The 17,955-nt window shown below is 69.1% G+C and carries 16 protein-coding genes; 10 read left to right on the forward strand and 6 right to left on the reverse strand.

All coding sequences use genetic code 11. The features are described from left to right. The first annotated feature begins 74 nt into the window (after nucleotides 1–74). Nucleotides 75–1,166, forward strand: a complete 1,092-nt coding sequence (locus LCL61_RS09335) for a substrate-binding domain-containing protein (RefSeq protein ID WP_340686467.1) — start codon at nucleotides 75–77, stop codon at nucleotides 1,164–1,166. Between the two features lie 106 nt (nucleotides 1,167–1,272). Here the strand turns inward: LCL61_RS09335 and LCL61_RS09340 are convergent, their stop codons facing one another. The 3 genes from LCL61_RS09340 to LCL61_RS09350 all read right to left on the reverse strand — a co-directional run bounded on the left by LCL61_RS09340 (nucleotide 1,273) and on the right by LCL61_RS09350 (nucleotide 6,614). Next, nucleotides 1,273–3,165 (reverse strand): S8 family peptidase, encoded by a 1,893-nt coding sequence (locus LCL61_RS09340; RefSeq protein ID WP_340686468.1) that lies wholly within the window; start codon nucleotides 3,163–3,165, stop codon nucleotides 1,273–1,275. A gap of 195 nt (nucleotides 3,166–3,360) precedes the next feature. Continuing rightward, a complete protein-coding gene (locus LCL61_RS09345; protein ID WP_340686469.1) occupies nucleotides 3,361–4,263 on the reverse strand; it encodes a sortase in 903 nt (300 codons plus the stop codon). Further along, nucleotides 4,260–6,614: a hypothetical protein gene (locus tag LCL61_RS09350; protein WP_340686470.1), complete on the reverse strand. Its 2,355-nt coding sequence runs from the start codon at nucleotides 6,612–6,614 to the stop codon at nucleotides 4,260–4,262. The genes LCL61_RS09345 and LCL61_RS09350 overlap by 4 nt, the downstream gene beginning before the upstream one ends. A 257-nt stretch (nucleotides 6,615–6,871) precedes the next feature. Here LCL61_RS09350 and pstC point away from each other — a divergent pair, with 257 nt between their 5' ends. Genes pstC through LCL61_RS09370 form a run of 4 tightly spaced genes read left to right on the forward strand, consistent with a single transcriptional unit; the run spans nucleotide 6,872 to nucleotide 11,395 of the window. Beyond that, nucleotides 6,872–7,861: a phosphate ABC transporter permease subunit PstC gene (gene pstC, locus LCL61_RS09355; RefSeq protein WP_340686471.1), complete on the forward strand. Its 990-nt coding sequence runs from the start codon at nucleotides 6,872–6,874 to the stop codon at nucleotides 7,859–7,861. Next, entirely contained in the window at nucleotides 7,861–8,994 is a 1,134-nt protein-coding gene (gene pstA / locus LCL61_RS09360; RefSeq protein ID WP_340686472.1) for a phosphate ABC transporter permease PstA, read from the forward strand. Before pstC ends, pstA begins: the two co-directional genes overlap by 1 nt. Before the next feature lie 23 nt (nucleotides 8,995–9,017). Continuing rightward, nucleotides 9,018–9,833, forward strand: coding sequence for a phosphate ABC transporter ATP-binding protein (locus LCL61_RS09365; RefSeq protein ID WP_425342036.1), 816 nt, complete (start codon nucleotides 9,018–9,020; stop codon nucleotides 9,831–9,833). Next, nucleotides 9,830–11,395 carry a substrate-binding domain-containing protein gene (locus LCL61_RS09370; RefSeq protein WP_340686473.1) on the forward strand — a complete coding sequence of 522 codons (1,566 nt, stop codon included), beginning with the start codon at nucleotides 9,830–9,832 and terminating at the stop codon, nucleotides 11,393–11,395. Before LCL61_RS09365 ends, LCL61_RS09370 begins: the two co-directional genes overlap by 4 nt. A 43-nt stretch (nucleotides 11,396–11,438) precedes the next feature. On the opposite strand, the gene LCL61_RS09375 is transcribed toward LCL61_RS09370, so the two are convergent. Continuing rightward, nucleotides 11,439–12,350 (reverse strand): NADP-dependent oxidoreductase, encoded by a 912-nt coding sequence (locus LCL61_RS09375; RefSeq protein ID WP_340686474.1) that lies wholly within the window; start codon nucleotides 12,348–12,350, stop codon nucleotides 11,439–11,441. Between the two features lie 99 nt (nucleotides 12,351–12,449). Between LCL61_RS09375 and LCL61_RS09380 the strand changes: the two genes are divergently transcribed. Continuing rightward, nucleotides 12,450–12,911, forward strand: a complete 462-nt coding sequence (locus LCL61_RS09380) for a GNAT family N-acetyltransferase (RefSeq protein WP_340686475.1) — start codon at nucleotides 12,450–12,452, stop codon at nucleotides 12,909–12,911. Here LCL61_RS09380 and LCL61_RS09385 read toward each other — a convergent pair. Beyond that, complete coding sequence (locus LCL61_RS09385; protein ID WP_340686476.1) at nucleotides 12,889–13,842, reverse strand: helix-turn-helix transcriptional regulator; 954 nt, start codon at nucleotides 13,840–13,842, stop codon at nucleotides 12,889–12,891. The two genes, LCL61_RS09380 and LCL61_RS09385, sit on opposite strands and share 23 nt — an antisense overlap. A gap of 62 nt (nucleotides 13,843–13,904) precedes the next feature. Here LCL61_RS09385 and LCL61_RS09390 point away from each other — a divergent pair, with 62 nt between their 5' ends. The 3 genes from LCL61_RS09390 to LCL61_RS09400 all read left to right on the forward strand — a co-directional run bounded on the left by LCL61_RS09390 (nucleotide 13,905) and on the right by LCL61_RS09400 (nucleotide 16,486). After that, nucleotides 13,905–15,032, forward strand: a complete 1,128-nt coding sequence (locus LCL61_RS09390) for an epoxide hydrolase family protein (protein ID WP_340686477.1) — start codon at nucleotides 13,905–13,907, stop codon at nucleotides 15,030–15,032. A gap of 2 nt (nucleotides 15,033–15,034) precedes the next feature. Beyond that, nucleotides 15,035–16,114 carry a winged helix DNA-binding domain-containing protein gene (locus LCL61_RS09395; protein ID WP_340686478.1) on the forward strand — a complete coding sequence of 360 codons (1,080 nt, stop codon included), beginning with the start codon at nucleotides 15,035–15,037 and terminating at the stop codon, nucleotides 16,112–16,114. A gap of 75 nt (nucleotides 16,115–16,189) precedes the next feature. Continuing rightward, nucleotides 16,190–16,486: a hypothetical protein gene (locus tag LCL61_RS09400; protein ID WP_340686479.1), complete on the forward strand. Its 297-nt coding sequence runs from the start codon at nucleotides 16,190–16,192 to the stop codon at nucleotides 16,484–16,486. Between the two features lie 19 nt (nucleotides 16,487–16,505). Here LCL61_RS09400 and LCL61_RS09405 read toward each other — a convergent pair whose 3' ends face one another. Next, the gene (locus LCL61_RS09405; protein WP_340686480.1) at nucleotides 16,506–17,276 is read right to left on the reverse strand and encodes an FHA domain-containing protein; all 771 of its coding nucleotides are present in this window, start codon (nucleotides 17,274–17,276) and stop codon (nucleotides 16,506–16,508) included. A gap of 84 nt (nucleotides 17,277–17,360) precedes the next feature. Between LCL61_RS09405 and LCL61_RS09410 the strand changes: the two genes are divergently transcribed. Beyond that, nucleotides 17,361–17,732 (forward strand): PH domain-containing protein, encoded by a 372-nt coding sequence (locus LCL61_RS09410; RefSeq protein ID WP_026467493.1) that lies wholly within the window; start codon nucleotides 17,361–17,363, stop codon nucleotides 17,730–17,732. The last annotated feature ends 223 nt before the right edge of the window (nucleotides 17,733–17,955 follow it).

Raw genomic sequence — 17,955 nt, forward strand, 5'->3', positions numbered from 1 at the left:
GTTGCGGAGCGAGGATTGTGGCAAGTCACGGAATCCCGTGACGACTTGGGGACTAGAGAAAGAGTGCAAACAAGATGCGTGCTCGTACCACTCGGTTTCTCGGCGCCACCGCGATCGCCGCGTGTGCCTGCCTCACCCTGACCGGCACCGCCTCGGCGGTCGCCCCGGCCAACGGCCTCGAAGACGTCCTGGCCGCGGCGGGCTCGGACACCACCGTCGACATCACCGGCGCGATCCTGGCCAACGCCAACGGCGCCGCCTGGAACACCGACCCGGACAACCACGTCAACATCCCGCCGCTGCTCGCGCCGGGCGGCACCTTCACCGTTCCCGGTGACCTGTACGCCGACGAGGTCGTCTACAACACCACGACCACCCTGCCGCCGAACGGCTCGTCCCAGGGCAAGGCCGCGCTCAAGGCCTCCGGCGACGCGGGCGACGGCAAGATCGACATCGCGCGGTCGTCGTCGCCCCGCGGCTCGTCCGACCCCGCGTCGTTCGAGTACTACGCCTTCGCCACCGACGGTGTCACCTGGTCCTCCTCGGCGACCGGCTCGGGGGCGGGCCTGTCCCTCACGCTGGCGCAGCTGCGCGGTATCTACGACGGCTCCATCACCAACTGGAACCAGGTCGGTGGCGCCAACGCCGCCATCATCGTCTACCTTCCCCAGACCGGCTCCGGCACGCTGAGCTTCTTCACCACCACCGTCCTCGGCTTCGACCCCACCACCAAGCCGGTCACCATCAAGCGGTTCCAGGAGCACGACGGCAACTCCATCCCCGCCGCCGACCGTGCCAACGCGATCGCCCCGTTCTCCATCGCGCAGTGGATCGCCCAGGGCAACGCGGTGACCGCGGACAAGCGCGCGGGCTTCACCGTGAACCCGCTGGCCGGCGCCGGCTTCGACGGCTCCCCGGTCGCCGGTTCGGCCGGCAATTACACCCCGGCCTTCACCACGGCGTTCCTGGGCTCGCGCAGCGTCTACCACGTCCTCGACACCCGCACCCCGAGCTACGACCAGGCCCAGCGCGCCGTCGGCTTCGCCGCCGGTGACACCGCCGCGACCGCCAGCCCGCTGTGCGGTGGCCGGCTCGCCACCACCATCAAGCGGTACGGCTTCCTGACCGTCTCCGGCCCGAACGGCCTGTCCTGCGTCAAGTCCTGACCCGGCAAAGCAAGAAACGGCCCGGCGCTAGANGAACGGGGCATGGGCGATGAACCGATGGCCGTGCCGGTCGATCCGGTCGTGGACCTTGGCCCTGAAGGTGTTGTTACTTCGGGGCGACGCCCAGTGCGGCGAGCGCCGGGTCGGTCATGATCACGCCCGCGCCGGTGACCGGGTCGAAGCCCGGGGCGCCGAGGTCGATCGCGGTCGACACGAGCGCGTTCCGGATCTCCGCCTGGGTCGCCGTCGGCTTGCCCTGCTTCAGCAGGGCGGCGATGGCGGCGGCGCTCGGCGCGGCGGCCGAGGTCCCGAAGAACGGCTGGAAGCCGGTCACCGAGGTCGCGACGCCGTCGGCCGCGGTGATGTCCGGCTTGTTCCGCGTCGCACCGCCGGTCGAGGACACGTTTCCGGGGGTGATCACCGAACCGTCCGGGTTGTAGAACTGGTGACGGCGACCGTCCGAAGTGAACCGTTCCCACTTGCTCGCGCCGGTGAACAGACCCGGGTACGGACCGGCCGGGTTCGCCGGGTCACCGGCCTCGAGCGCGCGGCCGAAGGCACCGGCGGCCGGGGCGGCCGCGACACTGAAGGCGTTGACGGCCGCCGAGTGGCCGGAGGTCACACCGTTGGTGCTGAAGGCTTTCAGGTCACCGGAGGCGACGAATCGGCCGCGGATCACGTTGAGCGCGATGAACCGGTCGGCGCCGCTGTACTTCACCACGGCGACCTTGAAGCCCGAGCCGCTGGCCGGGACCTGGGCGATCTCGTACGGGTTCTGGGTGCCGTTCTGCGCGCCCTCGCTGGAGGCGACGACCGCACCGGACGAGTTCAGGACGAACAGGTCGTAGTCGCTGGTGGCCTTGCCCCAAGGGTCGGACCAGAACAGGGTGACGTAGCGGCCGACGGAGTTCGGCGAAAGCGCGTTGTACAGCTGGGTCGCGGCGCTCGGGTCGAAGTCGTGCGGCGTCCCGGTGATCCCGGAGATCTTGCTGCCGGAACCACGGAAGTCACCCTCGTAGTAGCCGCTGGTGCCGTCGGTCAGGTTGCCCGAGTTCCCCGCGGAGGAGAAGTAGAGCGCGCCGTCCGCGGTCACGTCGTTGACGGCCTGCGCGACCGGGCCGTCCTGGAACGGCGACTCGTCGAAGTAGGAGACGTCGTCGACGATGATCGTGCACTTGCCGGTGGTGCGCAGGGCGCGGATGTTGTCGGCGAAGCTCTGCTCGCTGGTGAAGGCGGTCGCGAAACCGAGCGCGGCGCCGGGCGCCATGTCGTGGATGATCTCCAGCATCGCGGTGCCCTCGTCACCGCTGCCCGCCTGGCCGGGGAGGACGTCGACGGCGGGGAGCTCGCCGGCGGTCTGCGACGCCTGGAGCGACTTGATGCCGTCCGAGAGCACGCAGACCTTCTGGCCCGCGCCGGTGACGCCGTACTTGGTCCGGGCGGTGTCGTTGCCGTGCGCCTTGTCGCCCTCGGCGACCTGCAGCGCGGCGGCGGTCTTCTTGACCGCGGCCTGCCGCCGGTCCTGCGGCGCGGATTCGTTCCAGGTCATGGCCTGGGAAGCGGCCTTGACCTCGGCGACGTCACCGCGTCCGGCGATCGCGTCCACCGCGGTCAGGGGGAGATCGGCGCGGATCGCTCCGGCGGGTGAGGCGTAGCGGACGGTGCCGCCCGCCGCCTTGACGGCGTCCACCAGGGACTGTCCGGCGCCCTTGATGTCCACCGCGACCGTGCCGGCGTCACTGACGCCCAGCCCGGTCCGGTACTCGGGCAGCTTGCCGGCCAGGCCCTTGTCGGCGCGGAGGCGCTTCTCGACGACGAGCTGGCTCGACTGCTTGCGCTCGGCCGGGGTGAGGCTCTTCTTGATGCTCTGCAGTGCGCTGATCCCCGCCTGGGTGCGCACCTCTTCCGACGGCTGGGCACCGGAAACCGCGGTCGACAGCAGCAAAGCACCGACCGCGACCGGAACCGAGCATGTGACCACCCGGCTGAATCTGCTCATCGAACTCTCTCCCTGTTTTTCACCGACACAGCCCGTGACAGAAATTCCTTCGGTCGCCCGAATGAATTACCCCTGACCGGGTGCAATGGGGAGAATCTAAAGAGTGATCAGTGAGGAGTCCACCGACCAAAGTCGGTATCGGGGGAAGAGCCACATGGTGAGAGCGATTTCGGCCCGAAAAGACCGAAATCGCTCTTAAGCCCACGCCGGAAACAGCCGCCAAAGCGCCAAAGCCGCCAGCGACGCCAGAGTGAGCAGCACCGGCCCGGTGATGACGTAGGTGGAAACCGGCCGCCACCGGCGGTAGAGGAAGGTCGCCCCGGCCGCCGCCGCCAAGAATCCGCCGAAGGCCAGCACCAGCCCGGCCCACGCGTCGCCGTCGCCGGTCCGCCCGTCCTGCGCGTCCGCCTTGCCGTTCTGCGGGGTGGGCCGGAACGGCCTGCCCTCCAGGACCGCGGTCACCACGGTCGCTTCCTGCGAGGCCAGCGGCCACCAGGACGCGGAGGTCACCAAGGTCAGCCGATCGTTCTGGGTCTTGCCGTAGTCGGCACCCTCGTCGAGCGGGCGGGTGGCCTTCTCGGTCACCCGGTAGACGGATTTGCCCTGAGTCGTCGCGACGACGATTTCGTCACCGGGCCCCAGTGCCTCCAGCGAACCGAACGGACCGCCGTAACCCGCGTTGCGCGCCACGATCGCGGCGTTGCCCGGCTGCCCAGGACCGGCGGTCCCCGGCACGTGGCCCGGCCCGGACGCGGTTTCCCCGCTCGACGCGCCTTCGACGACGACCTGCTGCAGTTTCAGCGCGGGAATCTCCAGCACGGCGACCGGCTTGCCGAACTCGACCGGTTCGGTGGGCGGAGCGGCGCCGAAGAGGCTTTGGCCGGCACCCAGCGCCAGACCGATCTCACCGCGGATCTCGCCCAGTGCCTTCCGCTGGTCGCTCGCCTGGAGCATCGGCCCCAGCGCGTAGACGACCAGAGCCAGCGCCACGACCGTGGTGACCAGCCAGGCGGCGAGGACGGCGCCGATCCATCCCGGACCGAAACTCAGGAAACGGGTTTCCGGTTCCTGGTGCCTCTCTTCGACGGAGGTGCTCACGCCGCCCCTCCGGCCGATTTACGCCGCAGGAGACCGAAGAGCATGGCGAACGCGGCCCCGATCTCGGCCAGCGCGACGACCAGCCATCTCGGCACCGGGCGCCCGGCGGCGACGTACGCGGTCGCGGACGGGAGCGTCGCCAGGATCACCAACGCCACCAAGGGAATCAACGCACCCAGCACGCCGGCTCCCGCGAACTTCGGGATGTCGATCGACTCGGCGAGATTCTTGGCCGCCAGCACGCTTTCCGGCGTCGGCGCGGCCGCGGCGGCGGGACCGGCGGCGGCCGCCGTCGCCGACGTCCCGGCAGGCGAACCCGTTCCCCCGCTGGGACCGGTCAACGAGGAAGTGGCGGCCGTCGTGGCACCGTTCCCGCCCGCCGGTGGCGGATTCTTCGCTTCTTCCCTTTCCTGACAGGCGCCTTGGACCGTCCCGGTGCCGATCTTGGCCACTCGCGCGGGAACGGTGGCCGCCAGGCCAGGGCTCAACGGGGTCATCCCCGGTGGGAGCAGCGACTGGCCGTAGCCGCTCGCCAGTTCGGCGACCGCCTTCAGCTGCGCCTGCTTCTCGGTCATCGGCTTGCAGGTCGCGTCGATCAACGGATTGACCGGTGCCGCCAGGTATTCCACGAAGGTCAACGGGTACGCGCCGTCCTTGGTCACGGTGCCCGGCTGCACGGTCCCGTCCGCGCCGACCTCCATCGAATCGGCGGCCAGCTGCAGGCTTTCCCTGGTCGGCGCGACGAAGTTCCCCTTGCCGTCCGGGAGCGCGACCGGCGCCCAGCCGTAGGCCCTCGCCGTCGCGAGATCGGTGATCACCCAGCTCATGCAGCCGCCGGTGCAGACGAATCCCGTTCCCACGACACCGTTCTGTACCGTCTTGCGCACGGCGAGCTGACCGGTTTTCGCGTCGACGTTGTGCAGCGATCGGGCACCGGGATCGAGCGCGTTGAGATCGGAGATCACCCCTGGCGATTTCCCGTTCAGCTCACCGAAGTACTCGGTCCCCTTCTTCGGGAACACCCAGGCCCCCGGCGCCGCCCCGGCGAGGACCCTGCTCAGCGCGAGCGGCACGGTGCCCGGCCCGGATTCCCCGGTCACCCCGAAGAAATCCAGGCTCTCGGCGCCGGCCCTGGCGCTGGCCGCGTTCGCCTCGTTCTCCCGCGTGACGGCGGCGAGCCCCGGATTACGGCCGATCAGCGGGGTACCGTTCCGGAAAATGCCACCCCGGCCGTCCAGATCGGGTTGCTGTCCCCCCTTGGTGACCATGTTCGCCACTTCGTCGTGGGTGAACCGCAGGGTGCCGGTGAACTTCGCGTTGAGCGAACTCCCGTTGTCGTCGGTGTCGGTCGGCGACCAGCCGACCGCGGCCACGACGGCCGCGTTGATCCCGACCGGGATGTACTGCCGGTCCCGGACGGTCTGGGTGGCGAGCGCGTTCCCGCTGCCGGTGACCACCAGATCCGAGGTGCCCTTGTCGAACGCGGTCAGACCGGCGTTTTCCGTCTCGCTCACGATGTTCGCCGGCTGCTCGGCCTGGGTGGGCGCGCAGAGCGCCTGGTTCCAAGCGACCGCGGTGCGGCCCAGCCGCTCCGGCATGCTGGCGCTGAGCGTGTTCTGACCGGCGCCCTTACAGCCTTCGACGCCGATCGCCTGCTGCGACGGAGTGAATTCGATCGAGCTGTCGATCCAGGTCACGAACGCGCCGTCCGCGTTCTTCGCGGTGATCGTGACCGCGACCGAACAGGGATTGTTCTCATCGCACCGGAACGAGTACTTGTTGCGGGTCTTCGCACCGGTCGCCGGATCGACGACGTCGGGATTGGCCGCCCAGGAAACCGTGGGCGGCTTGTCCGGCTGACCTTCGGCGTTCTTGTTGAAGGTGGTGTACAGCGGGTCCCAGATGATCGGTTTCGGGGTGGAGGCGCCGAGCGGGATCTGGGTGTCGATGACGATGTCGCCGGTTCTGCTGCTGCGGCGGCCCGTGGCACTGTCCATATGCGCCGCGTTCGCGATGAATTCGTCCTTCAGCTCTCCGCAGTAGGCCCGGACGCGCGCGCTGACGCTGCTGTCCCGCGCCCAAGGCGGTTTACCGGCGACCTTGATCAGATTGTCCGGCAAGGTCTTGGGACAGACTCTCAGTGACGCCTGCGCACCGCTCGCCAATCCCGACACCGTGATCCGCACCGGGTCGCCGTTCCGGGCCGCCGACAGATCGGCGGGCTCGGTTTTGAGGGTGTACGGCGGGTTCGCCGGCGCTTGCGCCTGCGCCGCGGGGACGGACACCCCCGTGACCATCAGCACCCCGCAGATCAGCAAGATCCCGGCTTGTCTTGCGCGGACGAAGAACACGGACGACTCCCAAGGTGCGCGGGCATACGGCGGAGAGCGGGACTCGATCACGAGCCGCGCCGAAACCAACGTCCCCGAGTCGCCCGTTCGGGGTCAACCGCCCACGGACCCGCCCCGGCACAGATTCACACGCGCCCCGTCGGGCGTTCCCCGCTTGGACACCTTTCGCGGTATCGGGCACCACATACTGGCCGCATCGAGGGGCGACGTGGTGTGCCCTGAACTCGTTTGCCCACCGATACGAAGGAAGGCCGCTCGTGACCGTCGCGCCACCCCGGCCCGGCCCGTCCTCACCGGGAGCCCCGGTGAGGCGGGCGATCACCGAAGTCCTTTCCCGGGCCGACCGGGCGTTCCGCCGGGTCACCACCGGCGCCGGGCTGACCATGCTGGGCATTCTCCTGGTCATCGGCTTCTTCCTGGTCTACCGGTCCGGGCCTGCCTTCGACAACAGCGGTTTCGGGTTCTTCACCACCATCCGGTTCGACCCCGCCTCCGGCGTTCTCGGCGTGCTGGGCCTGCTCTATGGGACGATCGTGGTCGCGCTCATCGCGGTCCTGGTCGCCGTGCCGCTGAGCATCCTCGCGGCGCTGTTCATCACCGAATACTCCAGCGGCCGGATCCGCGGCTTCCTCACCGGCCTCGTCGACCTGCTCGCCGCCATTCCCAGCCTGTTGTACGGCCTGTGGGGATTCAGCTTCCTCGGCCCGCAGATCGTCCCGGTTTCGACGTGGCTGACCGAGAACCTCGGCTGGTTCCCGTTGTTCGCGTCCAAGGAGAACACGCTGTACATCCAGTCCATGTTCATCGCCGGACTGGTGGTCTCCCTGATGGTCCTCCCGATCACGACCTCGGTGATCCGTGAGGTGTTCGCGCAGACTCCGCCCGGGGAAAAGGAAGCAGCGCTCGCTCTGGGCAGTACGCGGTGGGGGATGGTCAAAACGGTCATGCTGCCCTTCGGCCGGGGCGGCATCATCGGCGGTTCGATGCTCGGGCTCGGCCGCGCGCTCGGCGAGACGATCGCCGTTTCCCTGCTGCTGCCCCAGGTTCCGGAGATCACGCAGCACATACTCCAGTTCGGCGGCGCGACCATCTCCGGGTTCATCGCCAACAACTCCGGAGCCTCAGGCCTTTCGCTGTCCGGGCTGATGGCGGCGGGCCTGGTGTTGTTCGTCTTCACCCTAGCCACGAACTTCACCGCGTCGGTGATCATCTCGAAGAGCCGGTCCGGTGCGGGAGTGGATGCCTGATGACCACGACGACATCGACACTGACTCCCCCGGTCGCGTCCGGCCCGCGCAAACTCGTCAAACGGCGCCCGTCGGAGACCACGCGACAGGACCGGCTGGCGGCGCTCGGCTGCGCGGTGTCGGCCACGCTGCTCACCTGGTTCGTCATGCACCTGCTGCTGGATTCCCCCGGCTGGCCGGCGGATCTGATCGTCGCCTACCTGCTGTACCTGGCGATGCTCTACCTCGTCACCCGCGACCGCTTGGGCAAACTGGCCGCGTCGGACCGGCTCGTGTCGACGATCGTGGTCTCCGGGGCGCTCACCCTGCTCGTCCCCTTGCTGTTCCTGCTGACCTACATCGTGATCGAGGGTGCCCCGTACCTGCGCCTGGGCTTCTTCACCCACGACATGTCCGCGGTCGCGCCGACCGATCCGGTCACCGCGACCGGCGGTCTGCACGCGGTGGTCGGCACCCTTCAGCAGACCGCGCTGACCCTGGTGTTCGTCGTTCCGCTGGGTGTGCTCACCGCGATCTTCCTGAACGAGACCCGGTCGCGGTTCCGCCGCCCGGTGCGGATCATGGTCGACGCGATGAGCGGTCTCCCGTCCATCGTGGCCGGCCTGTTCATCTACGCGGCGCTGATCATCCCCGGTATCCAGGCGGGCGTGGGATTGTTCAGCTACAACGGTTTGATGGCCACCTTGGCACTGACGATGGTCATGCTGCCGACGGTGACGCGGACCGTGGACGTGGTGCTCCGGCTGGTCCCGGACGGCCTGCGCGAGGCGTCGCTGGCACTCGGCGCGAGCCGGGCGCGGACGGTGTGGTCGGTCGTGCTGCCCACCGCGCGCACCGGGGTAACCACCGCCGTGATCCTCGGGATCGCCAGGGTGGCGGGCGAAACCGCCCCGCTGCTGTTCACCTCGTTCGGCTCGCTCGCGATGAACGCCAACCCGTTCTCCGCGCCGCAGGAGAGCATCCCGCTGTTCATCTTCCGCTTCATCAAGCAGCCGCTGGAAAACGTCCAGCAGCGCGGTTACGTCGGCGCGCTCGTGCTGATCCTGCTCATCTTCGGCCTGTTCGCGATCGCCAGGATCGTCGGACGCGACCGGTCGAAGCGCAAGGCGAAAAGAACGAAGGAGAACCGGTGACCGACACCACCGAATTGTCCACTGTGGACGTCAGGCCGCCGGCCACCCTGACCGGCGGTCCCCCGCCCGGTGCGGCGGAACTCGAGTCGCGCGAGATCGGCGCCTGGTTCGGCGACCGGCTGGTCCTCGAAGGTGTGTCGTTGCGGATGCCCGCCAAAGAGGTGACCGCGCTGATCGGTCCGTCGGGCTGCGGCAAGTCGACCTTCCTGCGCATCCTCAATCGGATGCACGAGCTCGTCCCGTCCGCTTCGCTGACCGGCGAAGTCCTGCTGGACGGCCAGGACATCTACGCCGATGGAACCCGGCCGCAGCAGGTCCGGCTGCGTATCGGCATGGTGTTCCAGAAGCCGAACCCGTTCCCGGCGATGTCCATTCGCGACAACGTGCTCGCCGGGCTGAAACTCGCCGGCGTCAAATGCGACGACAAGAACGCGCTGGTGGAGCAGAGTCTCGAACGCGCCGGGCTGTGGCGTGAGGTCCGCGACCGGTTGAGCTCACCCGGCGGCGCCCTCTCCGGTGGGCAGCAGCAGCGGCTCTGCATCGCCCGTTCGCTCGCGGTCCAGCCGAACGTGCTCCTGATGGACGAGCCCTGCTCCGCCCTCGACCCGACGTCCACCCGGCGGATCGAGCAGACGATCGCCGAGATCGGGCACGAGGTCACCGTCGTGATCGTCACGCACAACATGCAGCAGGCCCAACGGGTTTCGGACCACTGCGCGTTCTTCCTCGCGGCCGAGAACGAACCCGGCCGGGTGATCGAACACGGTCCGACGGACACGATCTTCAACGCGCCGTCGGACGAGCGCACCTACGACTACGTGAACGGGCGATTCGGATGACGACCTTGCGCAGAGTGGGCGCTTTGGGCGGGATCTCGGCGCTGCTGCTCTCGATCTCCGTGGCGGGCGCGCCCGGCGCGGCGGCGCTCAGCAGGGTCACGGGCTCGGGGTCCAGCTATGTCGGTGTGGCGATGACCGACTGGCAGAACGGCGCGACGTCACGGGGTATCCCGGTCAACTACTCGGCGACCAACTCACCCGCCGGGGTCAACCAGTACGGCGACCGGACGGTCGACTTCGGCGGGACCGAAGCCGAAATCTCCTCGCTGCTCGCCGCGGGCGGTGGCGGCGTGACCGTCCAGACCCGCGGCTACCAGTACGTCCCGGACGTCGCCGGCGCGGTCGCCGTCATGTACAACGTCACCGACCAGGCCGGGAAGCGGGTCGACTACCTGCACCTCACCCGCGAGGTGATCGGCCGCATCTTCAGCCGGGACATCACCCGCTGGAGCGATCCGGCGATCACCGCGACCAACGGCGGGAAGTCGCTGCCGGACCAGCCCATCACGCTGGTCGGGCGGACCGGGCAATCCGGGACGACGGCACTGTTCTACGACTTCGTCGCGCACGCGGCACCCGACGCGTACCAGCGTTTCGTCGCCCGCAACGTCGGCAACGGGATGGGCAGCCTGCCCGCCGGGGTGCGCCCGATCCAGCTGCCCGAACGAGGACCGGACGCCGACTGGTACCGGCTGCTCGCGGACTCGGACCAGATCGCGCAGGCCATCGGCAAAGCGACCATCCCGTTCTCCATCGCCTACGACGAATTCGCCTACGCGCAGCGCCACAACGTGCCGTCGGCATGGGTGCAGAACGGCGCGGGGCAGTACACGCAGCCCTACGCGGAGAACATCGCCTCCGCGCTGAAGCACGCGGAACTCCGCCCGGACCTCAGCCAGAAACTCGACAAGGTCTACTCGAACGCGGACCCGAAGACTTACCCGATTTCGGCGTACTCCTACATCATGATGCCCTGTACGAGCGGCCGTGACACCTGCCGCGGTGGCTACGGCGACCAGGGCAAGACCGACACGATGACCGCGTTCCTCGAACACGTGGCCTGCGACGGCCAGATCAACATGGCCCGTATCGGCTACTCGCCGCTGCCGCCGAACCTGTCGCAGGAGATCATGAACTCCAACGCGCGGCTCACCGGGCAGCCGCCGAAACAGCTGAACGCGGGCAACTGCGCCAACCCGACCTTCCGCGGCAGTCTCGGCGCGGGCGCCACCAGCCCGCCCGACCCGCTGGTGACCGCCGGGATCATCGCCCCGAACGGCAAACCCGCGGCTGGGACGGGTGCTGCCGGACCGAACGCGTCGACCGGCCCGAGCACGGGTCCGGCCACCGGCGACAAGACCGCGACCGCGACGGCGAGCCCCGACGAGGAATCGGCGGGCGGCGGCTCGAAGAACTGGCGGGAAGCCGCACCGGCGGCCTACGACGAAGGCGGGTTCGGCGGCTTCGGGGGCTGGGCGGCGCTGGTGCTCTTCGTGGCGATCGTGACGCCGCTCGTGGTGCGCGGAGTGGTGAGGAAGCTGCGGGGGTCTTGGGGCTCGTGAGTGGTAAGGACGGTTCTAACCGTCCTTACCACTCACGAGGTCTCTACGGGAAGGTCAGCACGACCTTGCCCCGCCCGTGCCCGGTCTCGATCTCCCGGTGCGCCGCCGCGGCTTCGGTGAACGGATACGTCCGCCGGACGAGGAATCGCAACTCCCCCTTGACGTACGACGACGCCAGCATCCCCAGCCGCTCGGCCGACCGCGTCCCGGTGACCACTCGCGCCCCGGCCTCGGGCGCGCGCCCGTGCTCGACCAGGGTGAGCACGCGGTCCGGATTCCCGACCAGTTCCAGAGAAAGGTCGAAGGCTTCCCCGCCCGCGCCGTCCAGCGCCGCGTCGATGCCGGACGGCGCGAGGGCGCGCACCCGGTCCGCGAGGCCGTCGCCGTAAACCACCGGTTCGGCGCCGAGCGAACGGACGTAGTCCTGGTTCGCCTCGCTCGCCGTCCCGATCACCTTCGCCCCGCGCAGCCCGGCGAGCTGGACGGCGGCCGTGCCCACCGCGCCCGCCGCTCCGTGGATCAGCAGTGTCTCGCCGCGGGCGACCCGGAGGGCGTCCAGTGCCAGATACGCCGTCTGGGTCCCCGCCGTGAACCCGCCCGCGACCTCCCACGGCATCTCCGCCGGCTTCGGCGTGACGTTCTCCGCGGGCACCACGATGTACTCGGCGTATGCCCGCACGGCGGTGAAGCCGAGCACCTCGGCCCCCGAGACGAGGCCGGTAACCCCGGAACCGACCTCGTCGACGGCCCCGGCGAACTCGTTCCCCGGGACACGCGGCCAACGCAGCTCGAGCCCCGCGGGTTCCCATCCCGCCCGCACGGCCGCGTCGTACGGCTGCACCCCCGCCGCCTTCACCCGCACCCGGACTTCCCCCGCCCCGGCGTGCGGCTCCTCCAGCTCCAGCACCCGGAGCACTTCCGGGCCACCGGCTTCCGTGAACGCGGCCGCTTTCATCTTGTTCCTCCAGTTCGTCCCCTGCTGTCGGAACCCAGCCTCATACCTCCAGATAGCTGGAGGTCAAGAATTGTCGGTGTGACGTTCTAAGCTGCGCTCGTGACGAGCTACCGCATCTCCAGGGCAAGCGCTTCCGACGCCGGCAGGCTGACGGCGCTGATGCACGAATCGGCCGCCTACCAAGGGGAGTACGCGTCGATCCTCGAGAACTACCAGGTCACGGAGGACTACCTCGCCACCCATCCCGCGTTCGTCGCCCACGCGCAGCGGGATGTGGTGGGCTTCTACAGCCTGATCGAGTACCCGGCCGAGCTGGACCTGCTGTTCGTCGCCGATTCGGCTCAGGGCACGGGCATCGGCGCGTGGCTGATCGAGCACATGCTCGGGCAGGCCGCGGACCTCGGCATGACCGAGCTCCGCGTCGTCTCCCATCCGCCGGCGGCCGGGTTCTACGAGCGGATGGGCGCCCGCCGCGTCGGCGTCGTACCGCCCAGCCCGCCGAAGATCACCTGGGAGCGCCCGGAACTGGTCTTCGACGTCAAGCATCCACCGCACGACTGAACCGGCCGATCAGTTTGCGCAGGTGCCCGGCGAATTCCGGGGAGTCGACGACCTCGAAGTCGGTGTCGAGCAGGCCCAGGTAGAGCGCCAGGTACTCCAGCGTGTCCGCGCCGGCTTTGAGCAGGCAGGTCCGCTCGTCGACGGCTTCGACGACGACGGCGGGCGGCACCTTCGCCGCGGCCTCGGCGGCCGGGGCGTGCAGCCGGATCGTCGCGTGGTGCCGCCACAACGCGGCGCCGACGCCACGTTGGAGGTAGGCGACCACGCCGCCTTCGGGTGGTTCGCGTTCCTCGAACCGTCGGCCGTTGGGCATCCGCGGCCGCACCCGATCGGCGCGGAACGTGCGCCAGTCCTGCTTGTCGACGTCCCAGCCGACGAGGTACCACCGGCGGCTCATGTGCACGACGCGGTGCGGCTCGATCTGCCTTCGTGTCTCGGATCCGCTGTGCCCCACGTAGTCGAAGCGCAGGGTCTCGCGGTCACGACAGGCGGCGGCGATGGCCGCGAGCACCTCGGCGTCGACCGTGGGCCCCCCGCCCTGCACCGCGAGCGTCGCGGAATTCAGCGCCGCGACTCGGTGCCGTAGCCGCGACGGCAGCACCTGCTCCAGTTTCGCCAGCACGCGCACCGACGTCTCCTCGATCCCAGCGATCGTGCCGCCCGCGGCAGTGCGCAGGCCCATCGCCACCGCGACGGCCTCTTCGTCGTCGAGCAGCAGTGGGGGCATCGCCGCGCCGGCGCCCAGGCTGTAGCCACCGGAGACGCCGGGAGTGGCGTCGACCGGATATCCCAGGCCGCGAAGCCGCTCGATGTCGTTCCGGATGGTCCTGGTGGTGACGTCGAGCCGGTCCGCCAATTCCGGCCCCGTCCAAGTACGCCTGGCCTGCAGCAACGACAGAAGTCGCAGCAGTCTCGCCGAAGTTTCCGCCATGAATCCCACCTTGTCCGCAATCGCGGAACGAACCTTTCCGCAATCGTTCCTAATCTAGCCCCATGACCGAAATCAAGCCCTTCCGCATCGCCATCGACCAGGCCGAACTCGACGACCTCAAGGACCGCCTGCACCGCACCCGCTGGCCCCGCGAGGTCACCGGCGACTGGAGCCGAGGCGTCCCGGTCGCCTACCTCAAGGGATTGGCCGAGTACTGGGCCGACGGCTTCGACTGGCGCGCCCAGGAAGCCGAGCTGAACGAGATCCCGCAGTTCACCACCGAGATCGACGGCCAGACCATCCACTTCCTGCACATCCGCTCGACCGCCCCGGACGCGCTGCCGGTGCTCCTCACGCACGGCTGGCCCAGCTCGCCGTTCGAATTCCGGCGGGTCGTCGAGGAGCTCACCGACGAGTTCCACCTGGTCATCCCGTCCCTGCCCGGTTACGGGTTCTCGAACCCGGTGAGCGGCCCCGGCTGGGGCAACCTGTTCCGCGTCGCCCAGGCATGGACCACGCTGATGGACCGCCTCGGCTACGAGCGCTTCGGGGTCCACGGCACCGACGCCGGCGCCGGGGTCGCGGGCATCCTGTCGATGATCGCGGCGCACCGCGTGGTCGGCGTGCACCTCACCGGGACCAGCGCGGGGATGCCCTTCGGACCCGCGGTCGACCTGGACGGCCTCGACGACAAGGACCGCGAGCGCGGTGAACGCTTCAACCGGTTCCAGTCCGACGGCCTCGGCTACCTGCACTTGCAGGCCACCCGGCCGCAGACGCTGGCCTATTCGCTGAACGACTCCCCCACCGGCCAGCTCGCCTGGATCGTGGAGAAGTTCGCCGAATGGACCGATCCGGCCAAGGAACTGCCGGACGAAGCCGTTGATCGCGACCACCTGCTGACCGCGGTCAGCCTGTACTGGTTCACCGGCGCGGGCGCCTCCTCCGCGCACGCCGTGTACGAAGGCATGGAGGTCTACCGGCAGATGTCGCAAGGCGGCTGGGGCGAGGCGCCCGCCGGTCCGCCGCGTGGGATCGCCGTCTTCGCCGGGGACACCACGATCCGGAGCCTGCAGGACGGCCCGGTGGAACACTGGTCCGAGTACGACGCCGGCGGCCACTTCCCGGCGATGGAGGTCCCCGGTCTGTTCGCCGAAGACCTCCGTTCCTTCCTGCGAAAGTGCGTCTGACCATGGACCAGCTGAGCCCACGGGCCCTCAACCGCGCGACACTGGCCAGGCAGCTCCTGCTCGATCGCGACGATCTGCCCGCCGTGACCGCGATCGAGCGGCTGGCCGGCCTCCAGGCGCAGGCCCCCGACTCGTCCTATGTCGGGCTGTGGTCACGACTGCGGGATTTCCAGGTGGACGAGCTGGCGAAACCGCTGGCCGCCCGCGAGGTCGTCCGGTCGACGCTGATGCGCGGCACGGTCCACCTGGTCACGGCCGCCGACGGCCTCGCCCTGTGGCCGACCGTCAGATCAGTGGTCGAGCGCGGTTTCCTCGGCCACTACTCGCGGGAGATCGCCGGGCTCGACCTCGCCGCGATCGCCGAAGCCGGACGGGCACTGCTGGCCGAACGGCCCCGCACACGCGCCGAAATCCGGACCGCACTGGCGCCTCGATGGCCGGACGCCGACCCGCAGACTCTCGCGTATGCGGTCAACAGCCTGCTCCCGCTCGCGCACGTGACCCCGCGTGGCCTGTGGGGCCAGACCGGCCCGGCCGCGTTCGCCTTGCTCGAAGAGTGGGTCGGTGAGCCGGTCACGTCCGGGATCTCCCTCGACGACCTGGTAGTGCGTTACCTGAAGGCGTTCGGCCCGGCGACCGTCCGCGACGCGCAGGTGTGGTCGGGGCTCACCAGGCTCAAGGAGGTCTTCGAGCGACTCCGGCCACGGCTGATCACCTTCCGCGACACCGAGGGAAAGGAACTGTTCGACCTTCCCGACGCACCGCGGCCGGACCCGGAAACCCCGGCGCCGCCGCGGTTCCTGCCCGAGTACGACAACGTCCTGCTCTCCCACGCCGACCGCGCGCGGGTGATCCCCGACGGCCGCCGCGTGCCGTTGCCTCCTGGTAACGGCGGCCGCCGGGGCACTCTGCTCGTCGACGGTGAATTCCTGGCCATTTGGGCGATCAAAGGGGCGATCCTGACGATCGAATCGCGGAAGCCGTTGCGAGATCAGGATTCGATCGCCGAAGAGGGCGCACGGCTCCTGGAATTCGTAGCGCCGGGCTCGGCACACGACGTCCGTTTCGGCATCGGCGGATAACAGTCCGGCCTTTCGCCGTAACGATGGGCGCCGTTCGGGCGAAGCAGCCGCCAAAGAGCCTGAAGGGAGCGGGCCATGAGCAAGAACTACGGATTCATGACGGTGCTGGCGGGGCTGAGCGCGCTCGCGGTGATCGCGGTCGCGGCGGTCTGGCGGTACCCGAACACCTCCGACGTCACGGCGGTGATCACCGCGGCGGGAACGGTGATCGGCACCGTGGTGGGCGCCTTCTTCGGCGTGAACGCGGCCTCGGCGGGACGCGTGAAGGCCGAAGAGAGCCGGGATCAGGCGACGGCGGCGCTGGTGAAGGTCGCGGGCGAGGCGGACAGGGGAAGCGACGTCGCGAAGGCAGCGATGGAAGGCGTGAGCTGACTGTCCTTTATGGACACATTCAGTCGAGCGCCTCGAGCAGGGCGAGATCCGGCGGGACGAGGGTCGTGGACAGCACGAGCTCTCGCAACAGGTTGTCGTTCAACGCGTTGCCGACCGGCTCGCCGACTTCTTCTCGTCGCAGCCCGAAAACGCCGCCGGCGGACAGCCGCGCCCGGACGTCGATGACGACGTGCTCGACGCGGCGCGCGGTCCACGTCTCACCGGGCCGGAGTTCGGCGAGCACCTCGGCCGTCTGCTGACGGGACAACGGCTGCGGATTGAGGTCGTGCAGCAGATACCGTTGCCCGAAGACGACCAGGACCAGGCGTTCTTCCGCGCTGAGGCGCCAGCGGCGGGGCGGGACGGTGACGTCGTCGTGCCGGGTGACAGGCTGCCCTCCCTCGGGCCCCGCGACGTACAACTCGAGCAGGTGCTCCCGCCTGCCCGAACCGCGGACGAACAGCGGCGTATAGCCGTCCGACAGGGGGATCGGCTCCTCGCCGCGGGACAGCCAGCGGGAATTCGGCAAGCGGATGGGCAGCTGGCCGGTGTTCCTGACCCACCATTGCCCGTCGGTGAAGTTCAGCAGCCCGTGCCTGCGGCTGACCTGCAGGTCGTTCTCCCCCACACAGACGTCGACCTGGGGCCGATTGCGTCCGAAAGTGATCTCGCCGCCTTCGCCGGGGTCGACGGACACGCCGCCCGCGAGCGTGAGCGCGAACACCGCGCCGGGAGCCGACGGCGGCACGCCGAGCGCCAGGCTCTCGTGCGTCGTCGTGAGCCGCTTCATCGTGCCTCCTCCTGTTGCCCGGCATTATGAGGGACGCCGCCGGGGACGGGTCCCGATGTCGCGTTCGTCCGTATGTTGGACTACATGATTGACTTCTCCAAGGACACCGTCTTCAAACTCACGCCGTGCAAGCCGAAGGACATCGCGCCGACGGTACAGCCGATCATCATCCCCGGCGAGGAGATCATCTCGTCGTTCAAGGCGGTGCGCGACTTCGTGGTGTTCACGAACAAGCGGCTGATCGCGGTGAACGTCCAGGGCATGACGGGCAAGAAGAAGGACTTCACTTCGCTGCCGTACAACAGGATCCAGGCCTTCTCGATCGAAACCGCGGGCACCTTCGACCTCGATGCCGAGCTGGACCTTTGGTTCAGCGGGCTGGGGAACGTGCGGCTGGAGTTCCGGGGTTCGGACATCCGCGCCATCGGCCAACTGATCGCCACCCACACGCTCTAAGCAGTCACCTACTTGGTCGGGCCGGGCTGCGGTGGGCGCTGGGTCCGGTGGGTCGTGAGTGGCGATTCGGGTTCTAACCCTGATTGCCACTCACGACCNCCGGGCTGCGGTGGGCGCTGGGTCCGGTGGGGCGTGAGTGGCGATTCGGGTTCTAACCCTGATTGCCACTCACGACCCACCTGGCCGATCTTGGTCCCTGCTGCTCCGAGCGCTGCGAAAGCCA

This window comes from Amycolatopsis coloradensis (assembly GCF_037997115.1).
In the GTDB taxonomy this organism is placed as follows: domain Bacteria; phylum Actinomycetota; class Actinomycetes; order Mycobacteriales; family Pseudonocardiaceae; genus Amycolatopsis; species Amycolatopsis coloradensis_A.